Below are 22,875 nucleotides of genomic sequence, written 5' to 3'. Positions count from 1 at the left end.
CCACAATCTTCGAAAGACTGAGCCGGGCATCCCAGCGCCCCCTGGGATGCCCGGCAGCTTCTTGTCCGGGCCCGTCTAGCGAATTCCGTAGAATCGCTTCAGGACCTGCGTGACGCTCTTGCCACCGGCATCGGTCAGCTCGGTCTTCAGCGACACGCTGCCGGTCGCCGGAGTGTTGTCGACCGTCGCGGTCACCTTCGTGCCGTTGTTCTTCACCGGCACCTCCACCCAGGTCACCCCGTCGTCGTACGACGCCCAGACCTTCGCCGCCGTGATCCGCCCGGGCTGGTACCACTCCCCCGCGCCGGCCGTGATCGTGACCGGGTAGTTCGCCACCTTCGGCGCCCGGTCGTTCACGTCGACGTTCAGGTCGTAGTCGGGCCACAGCAGCGGCAGCGGCTTGCCGGAGTCAGCCGCCGACGACCTGAACCGCCAGCGCGTGTCGGTGTCGGTCGGCGACTCCCAGGAGAACTCGCCGCGCTGCCAGCGGTTCAGCTTGTAGACCAGCTCCAGGTCGGCCGGCTGCGCCGGGACGTCCCAGTTCCCCTGCCCGAACCACTGGTAGTCGCCGAGCGAGACGCCGTCCGCGAGCAGCTCGGTGGCCCCCTGGTCGAGGAACCCTCCCATCGAGAAGTGCCCCGGCTCGGTGTCGGACCAGGTCGGGAAGTTGCTCCAGATCGCGTTCCCGTTCCGGGCCGCCGGTACGACGGCGAGCCCGCTCGCCTGGTCCCGGAGCATGCCCGGCCGCAGCCCCGCCTTGTACCAGCTCTCCTGCTGCCGGCTGCCCGCCTTGTACGCCTTCGCGGTCGACGTCATCAGCGTCGCGAACGGCCAGGCCATGGCGTCGGAGTGCCCGACCATCTGGCTCACCTTGGTGTTCTTCTCCGCCGTGACCAGGTGCTCGACCCGGTTCGGTGCGGCCACCTGACCCCGGTCGCCGGTGGGGATCAGGTTCAGGCTCCACGGCCGCCAGACGTCGACGTACTCGGAGTAGGTGTAGTTCTTGCCCGGCGTGTAGTAGGTCGCGTCGATCGAGGCCAGCGCACGGTCCTTCACCTTGTGCGTTGTGTTGCCCTTGATCTGCCCGGTGTGCGTGAAGGCCAGGCTGTAGAGGTACGGCGCCGGCGCCCACTCGGGTGACTCCAGCTGCCAGCCCTCGACGACCTCGAAGGTGCCGCGCTTGGCCTTGGTCGAGGTGTCGGCGAGGTAGACGGCCTTGACCGTCGGGAAGATGTTGCGGCTGCTGGACAGGACCCACCCCTCGACCACCCGGCCGTAGGTGAGGCTCCCCCCGCGCCGCTCGCTCGGCCGTTCGGTGGTGACCTTGGTCTGCACCGCCTTGCGGGCGTCGTACGTGATCGTGGTGTTCTTCGTGAGCTTCAGCTCGGGGTCGCCGAGGAAGGCGTAGGACTCGATCTGACCGTCTGCGCCCTCGGTCGCGATCGTCGCGGCCAGAGAATAGCTCCCGGCGCGCAGGCGCAGGGTCTGGTCGGCGCCGTCGAAGCCGATCCGCTGCGCGGCGATGCTGTCGAGGTCGAAGACGTCGAGCGCGGTGATCGACGCGGCGGGCTTGCCGGTGCGGTCGATCAGCTTGACGGTGAGGTCGACGCTCTGCGGCTCGAGGTAGAACCCGACCGGGGTGACGGCGGTCCGCCCGTCGTTGCTGGTGGCAACGATGCGCGCGCTGACCGCGCCGTACAGGCCGTGGTCGATCTTGGCCGACGGGTCGATCTCGAGCGGGAGTGCGGCCGACTTTCCGGCCGGGACCTTGAGCGTCGTGACGCCGAGCTGGACGGCCGAGCGCGGCAGCGGTTTGCCGTTGTTGCCGCGGACGTCGGCGGAGAACCGCAGCGTCACCGGCGTCTTGCCGGAGTTGGTGTAGGTCAGCGGCTTGGTGACCTTCTCCGACGGCTTGTGCGGCCACGCGAACGTGCCGAGGTCGGTCGTGCCCGGTCCGGTCACCTGCTGCGCGACGGCGTTGGCGACGTTCAGCTCACCGGCGCCCTGGTCGTAGACCCCGGTGGTCGAGGCCGACCGCACGCTGCTCTGCAGCGCGGCCTTGAGCTGCTGGCCGGTCCAGCTCGGGTGCTGCTGCTTGAGGATCGCGGCCGCACCGGCGACGTGCGGCGTCGCCATCGACGTACCGCTCATGTCGGTGTACGCCGTGTCGCCGCGTCCGCCGGCCCGCGCGGCGGTGATGTCGACGCCGGGAGCGGCGATGTCGGGCTTCACCGCGTGGTTGGTCAGCACCGGACCACGGCTGGAGAAATCGGCGGTCTTCGAGCTCAGGTCGGTCGCGGCCACGGTCAGCGCCGACGCGGCGCAGCCCGGGCTGGTGATCGTCTCGGACGGGCCGTACAGGTTGCCCGCGGCGACGACGAACAGGACGCCGGAGGAGGCGCTGATCCGGTCGACGGCTTCGGCCATCGGATCGGTGCAGTCGACCGGCTCGGAGGTCCCGATGCTCATGCTGATCACGTCGGCGCCCTCGGCGACGGCCCACTCCATCCCGGCGATGATCCAGGACAGGTCACCGCTGCCGGAGTCGTTCAGCACCTTGCCGGAGAGCAGTTCGGCGCCCGGCGCGACCCCTTTGTTGCGCCCGCCCGACGCCGTACCGCGTCCGGCGACCGTGGAGGAGGTGTGGGTGCCGTGCCCGTCGTGGTCGGCGACGTCGGGGCTGTCGGTGAAGTTCTTCTGCGCCCGGACGGCACCGGCCAGGTCCGGGTGCTCGGCGTCCACGCCGGAGTCCAGTACGGCGACCGTCGTGCCCGCGCCGTCGAAGCCGGCGCGCCAGGCCTGCGGCGCACCGACGTACGGGACGCTCTCGTCGAGGGTCTTGGTGACCTTCGCGTCCAGCCAGATCTTGTCCAGCTCGCGCCCGGCCGGGTCGGACGCCGAGGTGAGCGCCCGCCAGGTCTCCCTGGCCCGGTTCTTGTCGGTGCGCAGCGCCGAGGCGCCGACCGACGGCAGCGAACGGGTGCGCACGGAGCCGGCCGGCACCGCGGGCTGGGAGCGCAGGGTCGACTTGTACGTCGTGATGACCGAGACGCGGTCGGTGCCGGCGTCGTCGAAGCCCTGCCGGATCAGACCGCTCACGTTGAACAGCGCGTCGTCGACCTTGCCGCTCTGGACGAGCTTCGCGGCACTGTCCGGTACGACGTACAGGTCCTTGCCGACCGTCCTCGTCTCGTAGCCGCCGGCGGAGGGATCGGCGGCGACGAACCGGACGTTGCTGCGGCCCTCACCGGCGGGCGTGAGCTGAACCTTGTCACCGGTGAGCAGCGTGACGACCTTGGCGCTGTCCACGCCGAGCGGGAGTCCCTTCGGAGGGTCCGCGCCGGGAGCGGCCGCAGCGGGAACGAGGGCGGTGGCGAGCAGCGAGGTGACTGCTGCGCCGACCAGGAAGCGGGAGAGCATCGGGGACCACCTTCGAGGGCAGGGAGGGTGATGTCGGCCGTCAGTTCATCGCAAAACCGCCAGCGGAATCAGCCGATGAGCTGGCAGGATTGCGACAATTCGGGAATCCGCCAGCGGCCGCCCGCCGCACACCGGTGATCTGGGAGGCATCGTGCTCGACGTGCTCGGACTCGAAAACACCGAAGAACTCGCCTACCGCGCGCTGGTCGAGGTGCCGTCGTACAACGCCGACGAACTGGCCGAGCGGCTCGGCTGTCACCCGGTGGAGGCCGCCCGCTCGCTGGCCGCCCTGGAGAGCGGCGGCCTGGCCGCCCGCTCCAGCAGCGGCACCGACCGGTACGTCGCCTCGCCGCCGTCGGTGGCCCTGGCCGCTCTGGCCGTGCAGCGCGAGGAGGAGCTCCGGCGGGCCCAGCGGGAGATCGAGTCGCTCGCCGAGATCTACCGCGGGACCGACACCGATCGATCGGTCAGCGACGTGGTCGACGTGGTCCGCGGCACGAAGGCGGTCGGTCAGCGGTTCACGCAGCTCCAGATGTCCGCCCGCGAGGAGGTCCTCTGCTTCGTCAAGGCGGAGGTCGCGGCGGTCGCGGCCGAGGAGAACACCGCCGAGGACGCGGCCGTCACCCGCGGCGTGCGCTACCGCGTGGTGATCGAGCGCAACTCCTTCGACCGGCCCGGCTTCTTCCCCGCCGCCGCGGACTCGCTGCGGGCCGGCGAAGAGGTCCGGGTGGTGCCCGAGCTGCCGATCCGGCTGCTGATCGTGGACCGGCGGATCGCACTGGTCCCGCTCGTGTCGGGTTCGCGCCGCGACATCGGGGCGCTGATCGTGCACAGCAGCGGCATGCTCGACGGCCTGCTGGCGCTGTTCGACCGGGTCTGGCGGGAGGCGATGCCGCTGGTGTTCGGCAGCGAGGGCGTCGTCGAGGAGAGTCCGACCGCCGACGGGCTGCCCGAGCTCGACGCCCAGATCCTCGGGCTGCTGCTCGCCGGGCTCACCGACCAGGCCGCCGCGAACCAGCTGGGCCTGTCGATGCGCACGGTCCAGCGCCGGGTCCGCGCGCTGATGGACCTGGTCTCGGCCGACACCCGCCTCCAGCTCGGCTACCACGCCGCCCGCCGCGGCTGGCTCTGACGCGAGGCCGTACGGCGGCGCCGCCTCACGCCGTACAGGCCCGTCGGCCTGCTGCGTACGGTAAGTGACCGGCGCCAGGCGGTTACCAGTCGGCCTTTCGTTGGTTACCTTCGGGTGGCACCGGGTATCCCGAAGCCCTGAAGCATCGGGCCCACCCGACCCCTCCGCCGACGAACAGGATCCCCTCATGCGCCGCCTCCCCCGCGCGCTGCTCCCGCTCGCCCTCACCGCCGCCCTGCTGGGTCAGGGCCTGGTCACCGTCGAGGCGTCCGCCTACCGCGGCCGCACGCTCGACCTGCAGGCCCACCGCGGTGGCCTCGGCCTCACCGTCGAGTCCACGATCGCGTCGTTCACCCGCGGCCTCGAGACCGGAGTCAGCACCCTCGAGCTCGACGTCCAGATCACCGAGGACGGCCATGCCGTCGTCACGCACGACCGCAAGGTCACCGGGTCCAAGTGCAAGGACACCGCGCCCTACACCGCAGGAGACCCCGAGTACCCGTACGTCGGCAAGTACGTCAACACGCTGACGCTGAACCAGGTCCGCCAGCTCGACTGCGGCTCGCTCCCCCAGGCGGGCTTCCCCGGCCAGACGCCCGACGCCGGCGCCCGGATGCCGGAGCTGCGCGAGGTGTTCGCGCTCGTGCAGCGTTTCCGCGCGAACGACGTGAAGCTGAACATCGAGACCAAGGTCGAGGCCGGCGCGCCGACCGAGACCGCGCCGCGCGAGCAGTTCGTCCAGGTCGTCTCGCAGGAGGTCCGCAAGGCGCGGATCAGCCGGCAGGTGACGATCCAGAGCTTCGACTGGGGCTCGCTGATGCGGATGCGCCAGGTCGCGCCCGAGCTGCCGCTGGTCGCGCTGACCAACTACGACTTCCTGCAGACCGGTCAGCCCGGCAAGTCACCGTGGCTGGGCGGGATCGACATCGACGACTTCGGCGGCGACCTGGTCAAGGCAACCAAGTCGTTCGGCGCGAGCGCGATCTCCCCGGTGCACGGGTTCCCGCAGGACGGCAAGGTCGGCGACCCGGCGTACAAGCCGTACGTGACCGAGGCGATGGTGAAGTCTGCGCACAAGGCCGGGATGAAGGTCGTTCCGTGGACCGTCGACGACCCGGCGACGATGGAGTCGCTGATCGGCAAGGGTGTCGACGGAATCATCTCCGACTACCCCGACCGCCTGCGTCAGGTGGCGCGCGACAACGGTTTCCGCCTGCCCAAGGCGTACGACGCACCGGCGATCCGGCCGCTGGCGTCGGCGCACGCGCACAACGACTACGAGCACCGGCATCCGCTGCAGGACGCGCTGGACCGCGGGTTCAACTCGGTCGAGGCCGACGTCTGGCTGATCGACGGCGAGCTGCGGGTCGCGCACGACCTGGACGACGCCGTCCCGGGACGGACGCTGGAGAGCCTGTACCTGAAGCCGCTGGCCGACCGGGTCCGCGCCAACCACGGTGAGGTCTACCAGCGCGGCCGGGAGTTCCAGCTGCTGATCGACATCAAGAGCGACGGCCCGACCACGTACACCGCGATCGACGCCGCGCTGCGCAAGTACCGCGGGATCAGCACGATCTTCGCCGACGGTCGCACCTTCCGCGGCCCGGTCACCGCGGTGATCAGCGGCAACCGCCCGCTCGACGTGCTGAAGGCCCAGAAGATCCGGTACGCCGGCTACGACGGCCGCCTGTCCGACCTGAGCTCGAAGCTGCCGGCGTCGCTGATGCCGCTGGTCAGCGACAACTGGTCGAACAACTTCACCTGGCGCGGCGTCGGCCCGTTCCCGGTCGTGGAGCGCGAGAAGCTCCGGCAGATCGTCACCACCGCGCACCGCGCCGGCTACCGGGTGCGCTTCTGGGAGACCCCCGACACCCGCGGCGCCGCCCGCGAGGCGCTCTGGTCCGAGCTGGCCGCGGCTGGCGTCGACCACCTCAACACCGACGACCTGCACGGCCTCGAGGACTTCCTCAGGTCCTGACCTCGAACAGGCGGGTGGACGGCTCGACCAGTACGTCGAGCCGTCCGCCCACCACGAAGTCGCGGTCCTTCCTCCAGTGCCAGGTCGTCTCGAACGGCGCGAACCCGTCACCGCTCACCCGCAGCCCGAGCTCGACGCCGTCCTCGTCGTGCCAGGACCTGGAGCGGACCGACAGGATCTCGGCGGTCGCCGGGGAGCCGGCCGCGTCGAGCACCTTCGTGTCCCGCCGCGCGCGCACGCTGCCGCGCCACCAGGCCGCGCTCATCCAGCCGAAGAAGACGGTCAGCACCGCGGCGATCAGGACGATCAACCACCGCTTCCCGTCCACGTCCGCGTTGTCGATCCAGAACGCGAAGCCGAGCAGGGCCGGGCCCGCCAGGGCCGTCGCCAGGCACAGCAGGCCGAAGAAGAAGTGCCCGGCCGCGCTGACCCGCGGCGGGCTCGACGTACCGTCGCCTGGCTGCCGCCACTCAACCGCCTCACGCGTTGACATCGCGGCAGCCTATCGACTCCGGGAGCTCAGCGCCGGATCAGCCGGACCGCGTCGGCGATCACGAACCCGTTCCCGGCGTCGCTCAGGTCGATCGAGGTCAGTCCTTCACGGAAGCGGAACGTCCCGAGCGACGCCCACGACCCACCGCGCGGCTCCGTCGTCCCCGCGAGCCGCTGGTTGACCGGCACCATGGTGGTCCCCCGGGCGTGCGTGATCTTGTACGGCGCGTTCGACGCCCGGTTCTCGTGCATCGTGTACGACACCTGGACCTCGTACTCGTCCTCGCGCGGGACCACCAGCGTCCAGCGCACGGACCGCAACCCGGTACCGGCCGGGACCGAGCGGTAGTTGCCGCCCCGGTAGCCGGCCACGCCCGTGGCCGCTGACCAGGCCGCACCGGCGACGGTCGAGTAGCCGAGCTCGTCGTTGTCGACGATCACCTCGTTGCGGACGTCCGCCGTACCCCTCGCCGTGATCAGGCTCAGCGCGTCCAGCGAGATCAGCGAGCCGCCACCCCGGCCGGCGCCCGACGCGGTGAACCTGATCTTGCGCCGGCCGGCCTTCAGGTGCAGCTTCCCGAGCTGTACGACGTCGTACCCGTCCGAGCGATCCGCCGTCAGGTCGAGCACCGCGATGTCGGGACGCTGACCGTCGACCGTGACGGTCACCAGGCCACCGGCGTCGGCCCGGAAGTACCTGAGCAGCAACTCGTACGTGCCTGTCCGTCGTACGTCGACGGAGTACTCGACGTACGCACCGACCTTGCTCGGCGTGAACACGGCCCGGCTCCCCTGCCGGGCGACCGGATCGGCGACGCTCGCCAGCGTCCCGGCGGACGGGGAACCGTTGAGCGCGAGGTCGACCACCTGCTCGGTAAGACCCGGTCCCTTCAGCAGGCTGTCGCGACCCGAGGTGAGCCACTCCAGCGAGAACCGGCAGATCGCGACCCGGCGCGGGAAGCTCGGGTTGTCGCCGTCGCAGCCGTAGACCAGCAGGATCGTGCCGTCGGACAGCCGCGCGAGCTCGGAGTAGTAGGACCGGCCCGGGTTGATCACCTTGCTGTAGCGGAACGAGTGGCCCTCGTCGTAGCTCACCGACACCGTCATGTTGGTCCGGACGGGCGAGTCCGGCCGGCTGAAGAGCAACCGGTCGACCTCGTGCCCGCCGCCGGAGTAGCGCAGCAGGCTGGCGTCGACCGCGTTGAAGGTACCGGTGGCACCGTCCAGCCGCGGCGGCGACCAGGTCAGCCCACGATCGGTGCTGACGGCAACGATCCGCTGCCGGTTGCCGCCGGACGCCGCCCGGCCGTTGACGACCACGGTGCCGTCGGACCGCTGGAAGACCCGGGCCTCGTTGATCGGGTAGTCGACCGAGACCGGGACCTCGCCGGTGGTCTTCCAGGTGGCGCCGTGGTCGTCGCTGTAGATCGAGGCGACGCCGTAGAACCGCTGCTCGACGGTGTTGCCGATGATGACGCGGCGGTGCGAGCAGTTCAGCAGCAGCCGGCCGTTGTCGAGCTGGATGCCGTGCCCCGGGCCGGGACCGTGCAGTGCCCAGTCGTACGGGAAGTGGTCGAAGAGCCCCGACATCTCCTGCGGCGCGGTCCAGGTCCGGCCGCCGTCCGCGCTGGAGATCATGTAGAGGTCGCCGATGTCGCCCGAGCAGGTGGTGTTCTCGGGCAACCGCAGTGACAGCATGTAGAACAGGAAGATCCCGCCGGTGGTCCGGTCGACGACGAAGGCCGGGTTGCCCCACGACTGGCCGTCGACCGAGGCGACCAGGGTCTGGGTCGCCTCCCAGGTGTTGCCGCCGTCCGAGCTTCGGCGGACGAGGAGGTCGCGCGGTCCGGCGTCGCAGACCTCGTGCCGGCCTTCGGTGGCGACCAGGATCGTGTCGTCGGGCAGGACCGCGAGTCCGTGCACGTGGTAGCTCTCGAGCGGGTCGACGGTGTTGTCCCACAGGGTGGTGTCGTCGAAGGTGACCGGGCGCGGGCGGTGCGGCCGGTGTCCCGGGACGGTCTGGTCGGGAGCGGCTTGGGCCTGGTCGTTGAGTGCGGCGGCCGCTGTGACGGCAGCGACGCCGAGTCCAAAGGTTCTGCGGGCGATACGGCTCGGTGGGGTGTGCCTCACGACTTACCTCCGGGTCAAGAGATGAGCTTCCTCGGTGCTGAGCGACGCGACCAGGTCGCGCTGTTCGGTCTCGGTGCAGGCCGCGAGCGGTGCGGCGACGTACGGCGGGCAGAGTCCCCGGTCGGCGAGCACGGCCTTGATCGCCGGCACCCCCGGCCGGATCTTGTGCAGCGCCAGCAGATGGGTGAGCCGTCGTTGGGCCTCGGCGGCGTCGGCGTCACGACCGGTCTCGAAGGCCGCCACGAGCTCGACCGCCAGCCGGGGCGCGAGGTTGGCGATGCCTGGGACGACCCCGTCGGCACCCAGCCGCAGCGCGTCGAGCAACTGGGTCTCAGCCCCCTGGCTCACGCCGAAGTCCGGCCGGCGGGCAGCCACCAGGTGCTTGAAGAAATCGAGATCGCCCGAACTGTCCTTGATCCCGACGACGTGCGGCATGGCGACGAGCGCGTCGATCAAGGCCGGGCTGAGCGGATTGCTGTAGCGCGGCGCGTTGTAGGCCACCACCGGTACGCCGACCGAGGCCAGCGCCGCGTAGTGACCGGCGATCTCGTCCTCGCGGTGGTGGAAGTAGATCGGCGGACTGAGCACGAGCGCATCAGGTCGCGCGGCGGCCACGGCCTCCGTACGCTCCAGCACCTCGGCGGTTCCGGCCGCGGTGACGTTGCACAGCACCGGCCCACCCGTGAGCTCCCGCCACAACGCAGCAGTCCGTACGGCGAACTCCGCGAGCGCCGAGACCGGCAGCAGCGGTCCTTCCCCGTTGCTGCCGAACAGCATCAGGCTGCGCGCCCCCGTACCGGCCATCGCCCGGAGCAGGTCGTCGGCATCGCTCGGCCGGCCCGGTGCCGACATCGGCGTGACGAGCGGGATCATCACCCCGGACAGCAGGTGTCTTCCGTCGGTCGGCATCAGTACCCCTTGACCTCGGGCCAGGCGAGCTCGATGCCGTCGGCCACCAGTTCGCCCTGGAACGCGCGCAACCGGTTGCTGTCGGCATGGACCTGCTCGGGCTCCAGCGCGTTGTCGAGGCAGTGCGCGGCGAGCGCGCCGGCCACCTCGCCGACGTTCCACTCCACCGGGTGCAGGCGGTAGCACCCGTTGGTGATGTGCGTCGTCCCGATGTTCTTCGCGGCCGCCAACAGGTTGCGCATCCGGACCGGCAGCAGCGCGCCGAGCGGGATCTGGAACGGGCAGCTCGCGACGTCGATGTAGGTGTCGCCGCCGGTCGACGGGTGCAGGTCGATCCGGTACATCCCGACGCCGATCGAGTCCGGGTAGTTCACCGCGCCGCGGTCACCGCGAACCTGCATCGACAGGTCCTGCTCGACGATCCGGTACCGCGCCTCGATCCGCCGCGATTCCCTGATGTACGGCGCCTTGGCCAACCCGTCGGCCGTTCCCAGCACGTCGCCGCGCAGCCTGAGGCCGGGCCAGCCGGTCCCGCCGTCGAGCCGGGGTGCCTCGGTCTGCAGCCAGTACAGCATGCTCAGGCTCAGCTCCCGGGCGCCGGCGAGGTGCTTGTTGCGCTCGTCGTCGCTCACTCCGATCAGCGGGCCGGGCAGGTAGTCGATCATCGGCCAGTTCACGATCGTCACGTCGCTGGCCGCGAAGCCCGGCCGGAACACCTTGCGCGACAGCACCCGCCGGAACGCCCACAGCTCCTTGTCGCCGGGATCCGCGCGCTGGTCGGCGACCACGGGCCCCGACTCGGCGTTCGGGATGAAGTCACGGCGGACGTTCTCCAGCGTCCGCGGGTCCGGCGCGTGCAGGCTCAGCAGCGGGTTCGGCCACTTCGGCGGCTGGTAGCGCACCCAGTCGGAGTAGCCGGCCGGGCGGTCGATCGTGTGGTCCTCACCGGCGCGGTGGTCGATCGCGAACAGCCACGAGAACGCCTGCATGTTGTCCGGTTGCGCTTCGTCGGGCGCACTCGGCTCCCCGGTCTCCCGGCCGGACTCGAAGCCGGTCACGTGCTCGGCGCCGGTCAGCGGCAGCAGGTCGCCCAGCTCGGTCGCATCCAGCACGTACGACGCCGACACCACCAGCTGCTCGCCCTCGGGTCCTTCAACGGTGACGGCCCGCACGGTGTCCCCGTCGACGTCCGCCGCGACGACGCGGGAGCCGTACAGGATGCGCAGGCGCCCGGACCCGACGTACGGCGCGACCATCGCCTCCAGCACCGCGACGGCGACCTTGGGCTCGTGGCAGAGCCTCGACACCCGGCCCTCGCCCGGGTTGAGGTCCGGCCGGGCGCGCGCCTCGTCGGTCAGCGGGTACCAGGTGCGGTAGTAGTCGCGGATCTTGTCCCGCAGCCCGCGGTAGGACCGGGTGCAGCCGAACTGCTCGATCCAGGTGTGCTCGTCCGGCGGCACGCCCTGACTGGTGAGCTGACCGCCGATCCAGCCCGTCTCCTCGACGAGCACCACCGACCGTCCCCGCCGCAGCGCGGCCAGCGCGGCCGCCACTCCGCCGAGCCCACCGCCCGCGACGACGATGTCGGTCTCTGTCTCGGATTGCCTTGTCACTCGGAGATTCCCCTGTCTGTCTCATATCGAAAAGGGCAAGGCGCGCCCTGAACTGTCAGCCGGACCGGCTCACCGCCTCCGGGTGGCGTGACCAATAGCTCGCCGGTGCCGTGCGCCGTACCGCTGACCTCTTCACCCGTACGCCGGTACGCCGTGACCACGACGCCCGGATCGGCCACGAGCAGCACCTGGTCGCCCAGCGAAACGGTCAGCCGCTCCCCTGCGACGACGGCCAGCCGCCCGTCGCCCAGCGGCAGGTTCACCAGCTCGGCGGCCTCGCCCGGGTGGGCGAAGCGCCAGCCGTCCACGCGCGCGTCCGCCAGTTCGCCGTACGCGAGGTAGGCCAGCAGGCCGCCCCAGGCCATCAGCCCGTCGGAGCGCGCCGCGAAGGCGCGAACGTCCTCGCCCACGGTCGCCGGGTAGTTCTCGCGGACGTGGCTGTGCTTGTCCCACTCGGACAGGAACAGCCGCAGCAGCGCGGTGACCAACGGACGACTCGTATCGGTGAGTTCGTACCGCCGCAGGCCCTCGATCGCGAGGTACGCCATCGGCGCCCAGATCCGTCCACGCCAGTACGTCGCCGCGTACCCCGGGTCGTCGCGGGCCACGCTCGGCAACGGCGGATCGCCGCCGAGGGTCTCGGGCTTCAGCAACCGGGCAGCGAGCTCGGCCGCTCGCTCGGCGTCCGGGAGCCCGGCCAGCAGCGGGTAGAGCAGCGTCGGCGAGACGTGCTGATCGTGCGTGCCGTCAGCCCGAAGGTTGCGGTAGCCGTCGCCGTCCCACAGCAGCTTCTCGGCCGCCGCGCGTGCCTCACCGACCTCGACCCGCAGGCGTTCGGCCGTCGCGGTCTCACCCAGTACGTCGGCGATCCCGGCGAGTGCCTCCGCGTCCGCGATGTGCAGCGCGACCAGGCCGACATCGGTCAGGTCCATCGTGTGGGTCGCCGGCAGGTACCGCGCGTCGTCGTACATCGGGGAGTCGTCGAGCCCGGACTCCCGCTTGGTCCGGTCCAGGGTCGCCGACTCCTCGTCGCCCTCGATCGGGTCCGATCCCCAGGTCAGCAGACCGTGCGGACCGCGGCGCGCGCCCGGCCACCAGTCGTGCCAGGCCAGCAGCGCCGGAAAGGTTGCCTCCAGCAACTCCCGGTCGCGGGTGGCGGAGGACAGACCGCTCGCGAGGTAGGCCTTGAAGACGGTCAGTGCGCCGACCGGTGGTTGCGACCGGTCCGCGGTGGTGCCCCGTTCGTCGGAGATCCGGTTCGGGATCATGCCCGCGTCGTCGGCGAAGGGCAGGATCTGCGCGAAGATCCGCCGCGCCTCGTCACGGTCGATGCTGGAGGCCACGAGTCCGGTGAAGAACGTGTCCCAGGCGTGCAGGGCCCAGGTGCCGTAGAAGCCCTTCCGGCGGACGGACACGAAGTCCCGTGAGGTCGGCGTCAGAACCCGGCCGAGGTCCGGCGCGTAGATCGTGTTCCAGGTGACCGCACGGGTCGCGGCCGCGGCCGCGTCGCCCAGCCAGCCGTCCGAGCGCAGCGCCGTACGGTCGACCTCGGCCCGTCGGCTTTCGAGCACAGACCCCAGGTCCTCGGTGGGCACGCCTTCGGGAGCGATCACCAGGTCGACCGAGCCGGCGAACTCCAACGACAGTCCGGCCGTCAGCGCAGGCGTCGAGCTCTCGATCCGCCACAGCCGTCCGTCGACGCGGATCGACTCGTCCACGACCTCGACCGCCGCGTCCCGCCAGCCGTCGAGCACCGCGACCACCCCAGCGGTCCCCTCGGCACTCACGTACAACGCCTCGCCGGAACCACCGGCCATCACCAGCCGCAACTGCGCGCCACCGGCCTCGACCGTGACCTCCGCAAAGCGCCCGTCCACGCTGTGATGGCCGAGCCGGACGAGCCCGTCGCGCCAAGTGAACCCGTCGACCGGAGACCCCGGTACGCCGAACCGCACCCGCAACCCCGAGGGCAGGTGCACCATCCCGGTATGGGTGTCGACGTCCCACGTGTTCCATCCGACGGTCATTCGTCAACTCCCAGATCCAGGGCGGCGTCGAGCAGGGCTTGGGTGTACTCGTGCCGCGGCGCACCGAGCACGTCACTGGCAGGTCCTTCTTCCACGACCGCGCCGTTGCGCATCACGGCCACCCGATCGGCGATCTGGTGCACCACTCCGAGGTCGTGCGAGATGAACAGCAGCGCCAGGTGGTGACTGCGCCGGAGCTCGACCAGCAGCCGCAGGATCTGCGCCTGCACGGAGACGTCGAGCGCGGACACGGCCTCGTCGCAGACCAGCAGCCGAGGCCCGACCGCCAGCGCGCGGGCGATGCTGACCCGCTGGCACTGACCACCGGACAGGTCCCCAGCAGTGCGCTCAGCGACGTCCGCATCGAGCCCGACATCAGCCAGTACGCCGCGCAGCGCGGCGTCCCGATCCCCCGGCGGCGCGGCCGCCGGATGCGTCCGCCACGCCTCGCCGATCAGCTGAGCCACCGTCATCCGCAGGTTGAGCGACGACCGCGGGTCCTGGAAGACCATCTGGATCGCCCGCTGCCGCTCGGGCGGACGCCGTCCGACCGGTCCCAGCGGCTGACCCTCGAAGGTCACCGTCCCGGAGTCGGGCTTCTGCAACCCGACCACGCACCGGGCGACGGTCGTCTTCCCGGAACCGGACTCCCCCACCACCGCGAGGGTCTCCTCCGGCGCGACGTGCAGACTCACACCGTCGACGGCCACCGTCCGGTGGCGCTTGGCCCCGAAGCTCACTCGCAGGTCGGACACCTCGAGCAAGTTGCCCGTAGCAACTGTTGCCCCGGCGCTGCTTTCGCGCGGCTCAGACATCCAGCACCTCCTCCGCGAAGTGGCACGCGCTCCACCGGCCCGGCGCGACCTCCCGCGTCAGCGGCACCTCGGTCCGGCACCGGTCCTGGGCCCGCGGGCACCGCGGGTGGAACGCGCACCCGGACGGCCGGTTGGCCGGCGTCGCCGGTGCCCCCGGCAACGGATCGGCCAGCGCCGTACGAGTCCGTACGGCGGGAACGCTCGCCACCAGCGCACGCGTGTAGGGATGCGCCGCGCGACGCAGCACCTCGGCGGCCGGGCCGCGCTCGGCCACACGTCCGGCGTACATGACGACGACCTGGTCGGCGACGTGCGCGATCACCCGGAGGTCGTGGCTGACGAGCAGCATCGCCAGGCCCTCCTCCTGCTGGATCGAGCGCAGCAGCCGCAGGATCCGCGCCTGCACGGTGACGTCGAGCGCGGTGGTCGGCTCGTCGGCGAGCAGCAGCGACGGGCTGCCCGCCAACGCCAGCGCGATCATCGCGCGCTGCCGCAGACCGCCGGAGAACTCGTGCGGATAGTTGTTCATCCGCTGCGCAGGCTCCGGTACGCCGACGCGGTCCAGCAAGTCGATCACCGTACTGCGAACGTCCGCCCGCGACCGGCCGTCGCGGCGCAGGATCTCGCCGACCTGACGGCCGATGGTGAGGCTCGGGTTCAGCGCGGCCAGCGGGTCCTGGAAGATCATCGAGATCTCGTGACCGCGCACCCGGCGCCGCCGCTCGTCGGAGACCCGCAGCAGGTCCTCGCCCTGCCACCGCAGCTCACCGCCGGTCTCGGCGCCCTCCGGCAGCAGCCCGATCACCGCGAGTGCGGTCATCGTCTTGCCGCTGCCGGACTCCCCGATCAGGCCCACCGTCGTACCGGCGGGGACGTCGAAGGAGACGCCGTCCACCACCCGGACCGGACCGCGCGGACCCGGCAGGTCGACCACCAGCTCGTCAGCCTGCAGCTGCGCGTCGGTGAGCGCCGGGGACCGCTCGGACAGTTGGCTGTCGATCACGAGCCGGCGACCTTGATGCCGGCGAAGTCGGGCAGGCCGCTCGGGTCCGGCGTGAAGCCCTCGAGTCCCTTCTTCCAGGAGTAGGCGAGCTGCACGGTCATCGGGAACATGCCGACCGCGTCGCGCCAGATGATCTCGCTCGCCTGCGCGTAGAGCTTGCCGCGCCCGGCGTCGTCCGGGCTCGCGCCCGCCTTGGCCAGCAGGGCGTCGAGCTCGGGGTTGCAGTAGCCGGTGCGCTTGGCCTTGCACGGGTAGAGCCGGCCGAGGTTGCTCGCCGCGTCGTACGTCGGGGTGGCGAGCTGCTGGAAGTTGAGGTCGAAGTTGAGCGCGAGCAGGTCCTTGGTGAAGACCGCCTTCTCCTTCTCCAGCACGTCGGCCTTGACACCGATCTCGGCCAGCGCCGAGGCGACGGCCTGCACGAACGGCCGGAACTCCGCGTCGGAGAACTGCAGCCGGAGCTTCTTGCCGAAGTCGAAGCCCGCATTCTGCAGCGCGGCCTTGGCGGCCTGCGCGTCGTGGCCGACCGGCTGCTGCTTGGCGTAACCGAGCACGGACGGCGCGACCGGCGCGTCGGCGAGTGCGCCGGTTTCGGCGTACAGGGCCTTGATGATCTTCTCGAAGTCGACGGCCTGCCACAGCGCGCGGCGGACCGCCGGGGTCTTCAGCGCGGGGACCGAGGAGTTGAACCACATCGTGAACACCGCGGTGCTCGGGACGGTCTGCACGGTCAGGCTGTTCTCGCCGCGCAGCACCGCGAGCTGGTCGTCGGGGATGCCCCAGACGACGTCCACCTCGCCGGTCCGCAACGCGGTCAGCCGCGCCGAGAGGTCCGGGATGTTGCGGAGCTGCAGGTGCGCGAGCTGCGGCTTGTCGCCGGAGTACTTCTCGTTCGGGACGAGCGCGAGCTCCTCGCTCGGCTTGAACCGCTCCACGGCGAACGGCCCCGAGCCAACCGGGTCGTTGAAGAACGCGGTGTCGTCGGCCTTCACCGACGCCGGGATCACGTAGAACAGCCCGAGCTTGCGCGGGATCGACGCGTCGGGTGCCGGCGCGGTCAGCACCACCTCGGACGCCGACGGCGCGGTCATCTTGGCATCCGGGAAGTTCGCCGCGTTCGGCCCGTCCAGCGTCATCATCCGGTTGAACGAGGCAACGACATCGGCACTCGTCACCGGCTTGCCGTCGCTGAACGTGACGCCTTGGCGCAGGGTGAAGGTCCAGGTGGCGGCAGTTGCCCCAGGCTCCCACTTCTCGGCCAGGTCGCCGCTGACCTTGCCGTCGGCCTCCAGCTTCACCAGCCGGCTGAAGATCGCCTTCGCGGCGAGCTGGGTACCGGTCGAGGCGCCCTGGGCGCCGTGCGGGTCGAGGCTCTCGATCGGGTAGGTGCCCGTGGCCACCAGGTCCCGGTCACCTCCGCTCTCCTCGGCGCTGCCACCGGTCGTGGTGGAGCAGCCGGTCAGCAGCAGGCCGACGGCGATCGTTGCCGCGAGCAACCTGCGTGGGCTCACCTTGGTCATGGGGTTCCCTCCCGGGGAAGATCGAACGAGACGTGTCACAGCCGGCGGCCGCGGTGCCCGTGACGGGCGGTGAGCTGATCGCCGAGGATGCCGATGCTGATGATCAGCACCGACAGTGCGAGACCGGGCAGGGTGGAGATCCACCAGGCGGTCTCCAGGTACTGCTGGCCGTTCGCGATGGTCTGCCCCCACGACACGGCCGTGGTCGGCAGCCCGATGCCGAGGAAGCTCAGACCCGCCTCGGCCAGGACGACGAGCGAGAACTCGAGCGTCGCCAGGGCGACCACCGGACCGATCGTGAACGGCAGGATGTGCCGCACCATGATCGATCGGACCGGCACCCCCATCACCCGGGCGGCGTCGACCCACGGCCGTTCGCGCAGCGACAGCGCGACACCGCGGGTCACCCGGGCGAAGGAGATCCACGCCGTCACCGACAGCGCGAGCACCACTACCAGGACGCTGCGGGCCAGCACCCCGGCGATCACGATCGCGAGCAGAATCGCCGGAAAGGCCTGCAGCACATCGATGAGCCGGGCCAGTACGGCGTCCACCCAGCCGCGGGCGTAGCCGACCACGACACCGATCGTCACACCGACCACCGACGCGACCAGCACGGTCGTGAGGCCGATCAGGAGCGACGTGCGAGCGCCGTACACGATCTGGGCGAGCAGATCCCGGCCGAGCGCGTCCGTGCCCAGCAAGGCGATTCCACCCGACTCCGTGTGGGCGCCCGGGGCGAGCAGGCGATCGGTCAACGGGGTGTGGACCGGGTCGTAGTGGATGACGAGCGGGCCGATCAGCGCGACCAGGACGTAGAGACCGATCACGACGTACGGCGTACGAGCGAGCGCTCCGCGGCGCCACCGGCGGGTGGCGACCTGCTGGGGAAGGACTGTCGCGGTCATACTCCGGCCTCCGTCCGGATGCGCGGGTCGAGCCGGGCGTAGAGCAGGTCCGCGACGATGTTGAGCACCATCACGATCCCGGCGATCAGCAGGGTCACCGCCTGGACGACGGCGTAGTCGCGGTTGGCGACCGAGTCGACGACCAGCGAGCCGAGGCCCGGCCAGGCGAAGACGTTCTCCACGATCACGGCGCCGCCCATCAGCGCGCCGAACTGCATCCCGACGATCGTGACCACCGGGATCAGTGAGTTACGCAGCGCGTGCCCGAGCAGGACCTGCCGCTGGGTGAGCCCCTTGGACAGCGCGGTCTGGATGTACTGCTCGCGCATCGACTCGGTGATGCTGCTGCGGGTCAGCCGGGCGACGATCGCCGTGAACGGGAGCGCGAGCGTGACGGCCGGCAGGACCAGGTGCGCCGGCGTACCGACACCCGCGCTGGGCAGCAGCCGCAGACCGAGCGCGAAGGTCAGGATCAGCATGATTCCGACCCAGAACGTCGGGAACGACTGCAGGCCGATCGTCGCGGCCGACACGATTCGGTCCACCGGACCGCCCGGCCGGCTGCCTGCGACGAGCCCCAGGATCAGGCCGGCGACCACGGCGATGACGGTCGCGGCGACGGTCAGGTCGAGGGTCGCGGGCAATCGTTCCAGCACGGCGTCCATCGCCGGCCGACCGAGCCGGAAGGAGTCTCCGAAGTCGAGCTGGAGCACGTCGCCGAGGTACTTGAAGTACTGCGTGTGCAGCGGCTCGTTCAGCCCGAGCGACTCGGTCAGGCGGGCGATCTGCTCCGGGCCGGCGTCCGACCCGAGGAACACCGTCACCGGGTCACCAGGTGCGGCCCGGACGATGACGAAGATGACCGAGGCCGCGCCCCACATCACGAACACACCGATCAGGAGGCGGCGAACGACTCGGCGGATCATCGGACTGGGCCGATCGAGTCGCCCGCGACGAAAGCGCACGGCACCGTCACGTGGTGGGCCTTGTTGTGGGGCTCCTTCAGAAGCTCTATCAGCAGTTGCACCGCCGTACGGCCCATCTCTGCGCGGGGCAAGGAGAAACGGGTCCAGTCACGCAGCTCCGGCGTCCAGGCCGGCGGGTCACCGAGCAGGGCGATCGAGCAGTCCGCCGGGAAGCTCACGGCCGCGCTGACCGCGTCGAGGGCCGTGGTCAGGCGGTTGTCCTCGCTCGGCTCGACCAGGATCGCGGTGATCCGGTCCTCGGCGATCCGTTGCTTGACGAAGGCCGCGGACAGCTCGGCCGGGTCCTCGAGCTCGCGGATCAGGGACTCGTCCACCGTCAGGCCGGCCGCGGCCAGGCCCTGCCGGTAGCCGACCTCGCGGTCGCGGGTCGGCTCGGTGTCCTCGACGGCCCGCAGGTAGAGGATCCGCTCGTGGCCGAGATCGGTCAGCTCGCCGACCAACTTGCTGGTGGCGGTGACGTAGTCGGCACCGACGTACGAGAGTTCGGCGCCTTCGAGCTCGCGGCGGCCGATGAACACGAACGGGAAGTCCTCGCGGACCAGCTCGGCGAGCTCCTCGCGGCGCACGTTGCGACCGAGCAGGACGCAGCCGTCGGCGAGCTTCAGCCGGTTCGCGCCGCTGGAGTAGATCGCCCGGTCGCCCGAGGTGACCGAGCTGAACAGGAGCAGGTCGTAACCCTGCCGCGCGGTCTCCTCCTCGACACCGAGCAGGAACGGGAAGTAGAAGTCGCGCTGGTCGGTCGGGAAGACCGGCTCGAAGGTGTAGAGCCCGAGCAGGTGGTTGCGGCCGCCCTTGAGGCTCCGGGCCGCGATGTTCACCGAGTACCCCAGCTCGGCCGCCGCCGACAGCACCGCCTGCCGGGTCGGCTCGGCGATCTGGTCGGCCGCGGGACCGCCGCTGAGCACCAGCGAGACGGTCGCCTGCGAGACGCCGGCCCGCTTGGCGAGGTCCACCTGGGTGGCCCGGCGGCGGCGCGGAACTGGTGCGGACGGAACCACGTCAACTCCCACTTATACGTATTAGACTGCGGTGGAGCGATGTAACCAGCGGCTCCGGGGAGCCGTCAAGAGGTGTCGTGCGAGATGCGTCGATTCGCCATCCGGACGCCACGTCACGCCATGGCCCGACCCAGTAGCGCGAGGTGATGATCGACCGATGGAGACCACTGACCTGAAGAAGTCCTTCGACCGCGACGGGTACGTCGTGCTGGAGCAGGCGCTCAGTCCCGGCGAGGTCGGCAAGCTACTGGACGAAGCGGTCCGGATCTGCCGCGGCGAGCTCGGCGCGATCGACGGCGCCCAGCCCGCCGTACCGGGTGAGACCGACGAGGACGTGCTGCGCCGCTACCTGTGCATCCACTACCCGCACAAGCTCTCCGAGCTGATGCTTGCCACGATGCGCCATCCGGCGGTCGTGGCGGCGCTGACCGCGGTGATCGGTGAGAACGTCAAGGGGATGCAGTCGATGCTGTTCATCAAGTCCGAGGGCAAACCGGGCCAGGCCTGGCACCAGGACGAGATGTTCATCCCGACCCGGGACCGCTCGCTGACCGCGGCCTGGATCGCGCTCGACGACGCCACCACCGAGAACGGCTGCCTGTGGGTGCTGCCCGGATCGCACCGCCGCGGCGTCATCTACCCCAACCGCGAGCACGACGACCCGAAGTACGACTGCACCGTCGAGTCCTACGGCTTCCCGTACGACGACGCCGACGCCGTACCGGTCGAGCTGGAGGCCGGCTCGGTGCTGCTGTTCAACGGCTACCTGCTGCACAAGTCGCTGCCCAACACCGGCAAGCACGGGTACCGCCGCGCCCTGGCGAACCACTACATGAGCGCCGAGTCCCTGCTGCCGTGGGCCGTCTCGGCCGAGGGGACGCCGGTCGCGCAGGCCGACTTCCGCGACGTCGTGCTCGTGGCCGGCTCGGATCCCTACGCCTACAAGGGACTCGAGGAGGTGCGCCGCCCGCGGATCCGCCCCGATCGTGACGGTGGCTGCGACCGGAAGTGAGCGTCGAGCTCGTCCACCGGTTGGGGCCGGCCGTCGCGGAGTACCCGCCGGCCTCGACCTTCGGACCGCGCCGGGCCAGGTGGTACCAGTTCGTCTGGCTGCTCAAGGGCAGCGCCACCTGGCTGTACGACGGCGCGCGGATCCCTTTGGTCCCGGGCAAGCTGCTGCTGATCCGGCCGGGGATGCAGGACGAGTTCCACTGGGACCCGCGGACGTCGACGCGGCACGCGTACGTGCACTTCACGCTCGAGAGCGCCGTACCGGACGACTGTCCGTTGGTGCGCGACCTGACCGGACGGCAGGACCCGATGGGGGCCCTGTGCAACTATCTGGTCTGGCTGGGCAGCACGGCGCCGGCGGACTGGGAGCTGCACGCGCGTGAGACCTTGCGGATGCTGATGCTGACCTTCCTCGCGACCCCGGCGACGCCGCCGGTCGCGCTGCCTGAGCCCGTCGTCGCCATGCTGCACGCCGTCCGGGTCGCCTGGTCCGACGGCGTCGCGAGGCCGATCCCGCTGGAGGAGCTGGCCTCGGCCGCCGGGGTTTCGCCGAGCACGCTGTGCCGCGTGTTCGGGCGCCACTTCGCGGTCGGCCCGGTCGGCCCGGTCGCCGCGGTCGAGCTGCTGCGCCTGGCCCGCGCCGAACCGCTGCTCTGGCACACCAACCTGTCGATCCAGGCGGTCGCCGTACAGTGTGGATTTGCCGACGCCTACCACTTCTCCCGGCGCTTCAGCGCGATCTACGGACTGGCCCCGACAGCGTTCCGCCAGGCCCCACCCGAGACCGCGCCACCGTCCCCGCTCGAGGCGGCCGGTCTCACCTCGCTCTCGACGACGCTCTACTGAGTGACCTCGACCAGGTCGATCAGGTCGCTGCCGTCCTGGAACGCCTTGCGCTGCCGGACCGCGCCGTTGCCCTCGGTGAGCAGGCGCTGGATCGTCGTCTCGACCCGCTCGACCTCGTCCAGCTGCTCCAGTGCGGGCCGGGCGTGATCGACCAGCTTCCGCATCACCTGCTCGACCGGCATCGGCTCGGCGTTCAGCACGTCGAGGTTCTTCCCCGTCAGCCCGTTCTTCGCCGACAGCCAGTACGCCGCCCGCAGTACCTCCGGCTGCAGCTCCGGGCCCAGGTCACCCTCGGCCAGCGCGGTCATCACCAGCGCGCGGACGAGCGTCGCGTGCAGCACGGTCTCGGCGACAGTCAGCGGTACATCGCTCACCCGCACCTCGACCGTCGGCAGGTGCGACGACGGCCGGACGTCCCAATAGACCATGCGTTCGTCCATGATGCTGCCGGACGCCAGGTGCGTCTCCACCAGCGTGTCGTAGTGCGCGGCCGACTCGAAGTACGGCGGCTGCCCGACGCACGGCCAGCGCGACCACATGATCGCCCGCCAGCTGGCGAACCCGGTGTCGGCGCCGAGGTAGATCGCGGAATTGGCGCTGAGCGCGAGCAACGCCGGCAGCCACGGACGCAGGTGGTTGCTGACCCGGATCGCAGCCTCCTTGTCCGGTACGTCGATGTGCACGTGGCACCCGCAGACGGCCTGCTCGCGGGCGAGCAGGCCGTACCGCTGCTCCATCTCCTCGTACCGCGGCTTCTGCGTCACCAGGTGCGCCGCCTCACCGGTCGGCGGCGCCGCGATCGCCAGCAGGCGCCCGCCGTGCTCGGCCGCGGCGGCGGCCAGCTTGGCCCGCATCGCGTTCAGCTGCCGATGCAGTTCGTCGGAGGTCTCGCACACCGGCGAGTTGGTCTCCACCTGCGCGCGGGTCAGCTCCAGCTCGACGTCGACCCCTTCGGTCTCGTCCTTGACCGCCTTGCTTCTCGGTAGTGGCTGACCGGTGGCGGAGACCAGCAGCAACTCTTCCTCTACGCCCATGGACGGATGCTTCACCCCGAGTCGGTACCCGGCACCATCCGCGCGGAAACGGCCCT

17 protein-coding genes are annotated in these 22,875 nt (G+C 70.7%); 4 read left to right on the top strand and 13 right to left on the bottom strand.

Going from position 1 to position 22,875, the window contains the following annotated elements; all coding sequences use genetic code 11:
• Nucleotides 1-75: 75 nt before the first annotated feature.
• Complete coding sequence (locus tag ACLQ2O_RS09210) at nucleotides 76-3,420, bottom strand: S8 family serine peptidase (RefSeq protein ID WP_425829286.1); 3,345 nt, start codon at nucleotides 3,418-3,420, stop codon at nucleotides 76-78.
• Between the two features lie 160 nt (nucleotides 3,421-3,580).
• Here ACLQ2O_RS09210 and ACLQ2O_RS09205 point away from each other — a divergent pair, with 160 nt between their 5' ends.
• Nucleotides 3,581-4,552, top strand: a complete 972-nt coding sequence (locus ACLQ2O_RS09205) for a helix-turn-helix domain-containing protein (protein ID WP_425829284.1) — start codon at nucleotides 3,581-3,583, stop codon at nucleotides 4,550-4,552.
• A 187-nt stretch (nucleotides 4,553-4,739) separates the two neighbouring features.
• Nucleotides 4,740-6,530 carry a glycerophosphodiester phosphodiesterase family protein gene (locus ACLQ2O_RS09200; protein WP_425829282.1) on the top strand — a complete coding sequence of 597 codons (1,791 nt, stop codon included), beginning with the start codon at nucleotides 4,740-4,742 and terminating at the stop codon, nucleotides 6,528-6,530.
• Here the strand turns inward: ACLQ2O_RS09200 and ACLQ2O_RS09195 are convergent.
• From ACLQ2O_RS09195 to ACLQ2O_RS09145, 11 genes are read right to left on the bottom strand one after another with little or no spacing between them, the layout of a single operon-like run.
• Nucleotides 6,520-7,023, bottom strand: a complete 504-nt coding sequence (locus ACLQ2O_RS09195; RefSeq protein WP_425829280.1) for a hypothetical protein — start codon at nucleotides 7,021-7,023, stop codon at nucleotides 6,520-6,522. The two genes, ACLQ2O_RS09200 and ACLQ2O_RS09195, sit on opposite strands and share 11 nt — an antisense overlap.
• A gap of 26 nt (nucleotides 7,024-7,049) precedes the next feature.
• Nucleotides 7,050-9,152 (bottom strand): exo-alpha-sialidase, encoded by a 2,103-nt coding sequence (locus ACLQ2O_RS09190; RefSeq protein WP_425829278.1) that lies wholly within the window; start codon nucleotides 9,150-9,152, stop codon nucleotides 7,050-7,052.
• 3 nt (nucleotides 9,153-9,155) lie between these two features.
• On the bottom strand, nucleotides 9,156-10,061 hold the full coding sequence (locus ACLQ2O_RS09185; protein WP_425829276.1) for a dihydrodipicolinate synthase family protein: 906 nt from the start codon (nucleotides 10,059-10,061) through the stop codon (nucleotides 9,156-9,158).
• A complete protein-coding gene (locus ACLQ2O_RS09180) occupies nucleotides 10,061-11,674 on the bottom strand; it encodes an FAD-dependent oxidoreductase (RefSeq protein WP_425829274.1) in 1,614 nt (537 codons plus the stop codon). Before ACLQ2O_RS09180 ends, ACLQ2O_RS09185 begins: the two co-directional genes overlap by 1 nt.
• Entirely contained in the window at nucleotides 11,671-13,701 is a 2,031-nt protein-coding gene (locus ACLQ2O_RS09175) for an MGH1-like glycoside hydrolase domain-containing protein (RefSeq protein WP_425829272.1), read from the bottom strand. Before ACLQ2O_RS09175 ends, ACLQ2O_RS09180 begins: the two co-directional genes overlap by 4 nt.
• Nucleotides 13,698-14,516, bottom strand: a complete 819-nt coding sequence (locus ACLQ2O_RS09170) for an ABC transporter ATP-binding protein (protein ID WP_425829270.1) — start codon at nucleotides 14,514-14,516, stop codon at nucleotides 13,698-13,700. The genes ACLQ2O_RS09175 and ACLQ2O_RS09170 overlap by 4 nt, the downstream gene beginning before the upstream one ends.
• On the bottom strand, nucleotides 14,509-15,519 hold the full coding sequence (locus tag ACLQ2O_RS09165; RefSeq protein WP_425829268.1) for an ABC transporter ATP-binding protein: 1,011 nt from the start codon (nucleotides 15,517-15,519) through the stop codon (nucleotides 14,509-14,511). The genes ACLQ2O_RS09170 and ACLQ2O_RS09165 overlap by 8 nt, the downstream gene beginning before the upstream one ends.
• Nucleotides 15,516-17,036 carry an ABC transporter substrate-binding protein gene (locus ACLQ2O_RS09160; protein ID WP_425829266.1) on the bottom strand — a complete coding sequence of 507 codons (1,521 nt, stop codon included), beginning with the start codon at nucleotides 17,034-17,036 and terminating at the stop codon, nucleotides 15,516-15,518. Before ACLQ2O_RS09160 ends, ACLQ2O_RS09165 begins: the two co-directional genes overlap by 4 nt.
• A 35-nt stretch (nucleotides 17,037-17,071) precedes the next feature.
• A complete protein-coding gene (locus tag ACLQ2O_RS09155; RefSeq protein ID WP_425829264.1) occupies nucleotides 17,072-17,944 on the bottom strand; it encodes an ABC transporter permease in 873 nt (290 codons plus the stop codon).
• Nucleotides 17,941-18,870, bottom strand: a complete 930-nt coding sequence (locus ACLQ2O_RS09150) for an ABC transporter permease (RefSeq protein WP_425829262.1) — start codon at nucleotides 18,868-18,870, stop codon at nucleotides 17,941-17,943. Before ACLQ2O_RS09150 ends, ACLQ2O_RS09155 begins: the two co-directional genes overlap by 4 nt.
• A complete protein-coding gene (locus ACLQ2O_RS09145) occupies nucleotides 18,867-19,928 on the bottom strand; it encodes a LacI family DNA-binding transcriptional regulator (protein ID WP_425829260.1) in 1,062 nt (353 codons plus the stop codon). Before ACLQ2O_RS09145 ends, ACLQ2O_RS09150 begins: the two co-directional genes overlap by 4 nt.
• A gap of 157 nt (nucleotides 19,929-20,085) precedes the next feature.
• Here ACLQ2O_RS09145 and ACLQ2O_RS09140 point away from each other — a divergent pair, with 157 nt between their 5' ends.
• Together ACLQ2O_RS09140 and ACLQ2O_RS09135 are read left to right on the top strand one after the other, a co-directional pair.
• Complete coding sequence (locus tag ACLQ2O_RS09140; RefSeq protein ID WP_425829258.1) at nucleotides 20,086-20,940, top strand: phytanoyl-CoA dioxygenase family protein; 855 nt, start codon at nucleotides 20,086-20,088, stop codon at nucleotides 20,938-20,940.
• Nucleotides 20,937-21,785 carry a helix-turn-helix domain-containing protein gene (locus ACLQ2O_RS09135; protein ID WP_425829256.1) on the top strand — a complete coding sequence of 283 codons (849 nt, stop codon included), beginning with the start codon at nucleotides 20,937-20,939 and terminating at the stop codon, nucleotides 21,783-21,785. Before ACLQ2O_RS09140 ends, ACLQ2O_RS09135 begins: the two co-directional genes overlap by 4 nt.
• Here the strand turns inward: ACLQ2O_RS09135 and ACLQ2O_RS09130 are convergent.
• Entirely contained in the window at nucleotides 21,779-22,819 is a 1,041-nt protein-coding gene (locus ACLQ2O_RS09130; RefSeq protein ID WP_425829254.1) for a carboxylate-amine ligase, read from the bottom strand. The two genes, ACLQ2O_RS09135 and ACLQ2O_RS09130, sit on opposite strands and share 7 nt — an antisense overlap.
• Nucleotides 22,820-22,875: the final 56 nt, after the last annotated feature.

This window comes from Kribbella sp. DT2, assembly GCF_049844575.1.
In the GTDB taxonomy this organism is placed as follows: Bacteria; Actinomycetota; Actinomycetes; order Propionibacteriales; family Kribbellaceae; genus Kribbella.
The sequence above is the reverse complement of the archived record's forward strand: the minus strand, read 5'-3'. Positions and strand labels throughout refer to the sequence as shown.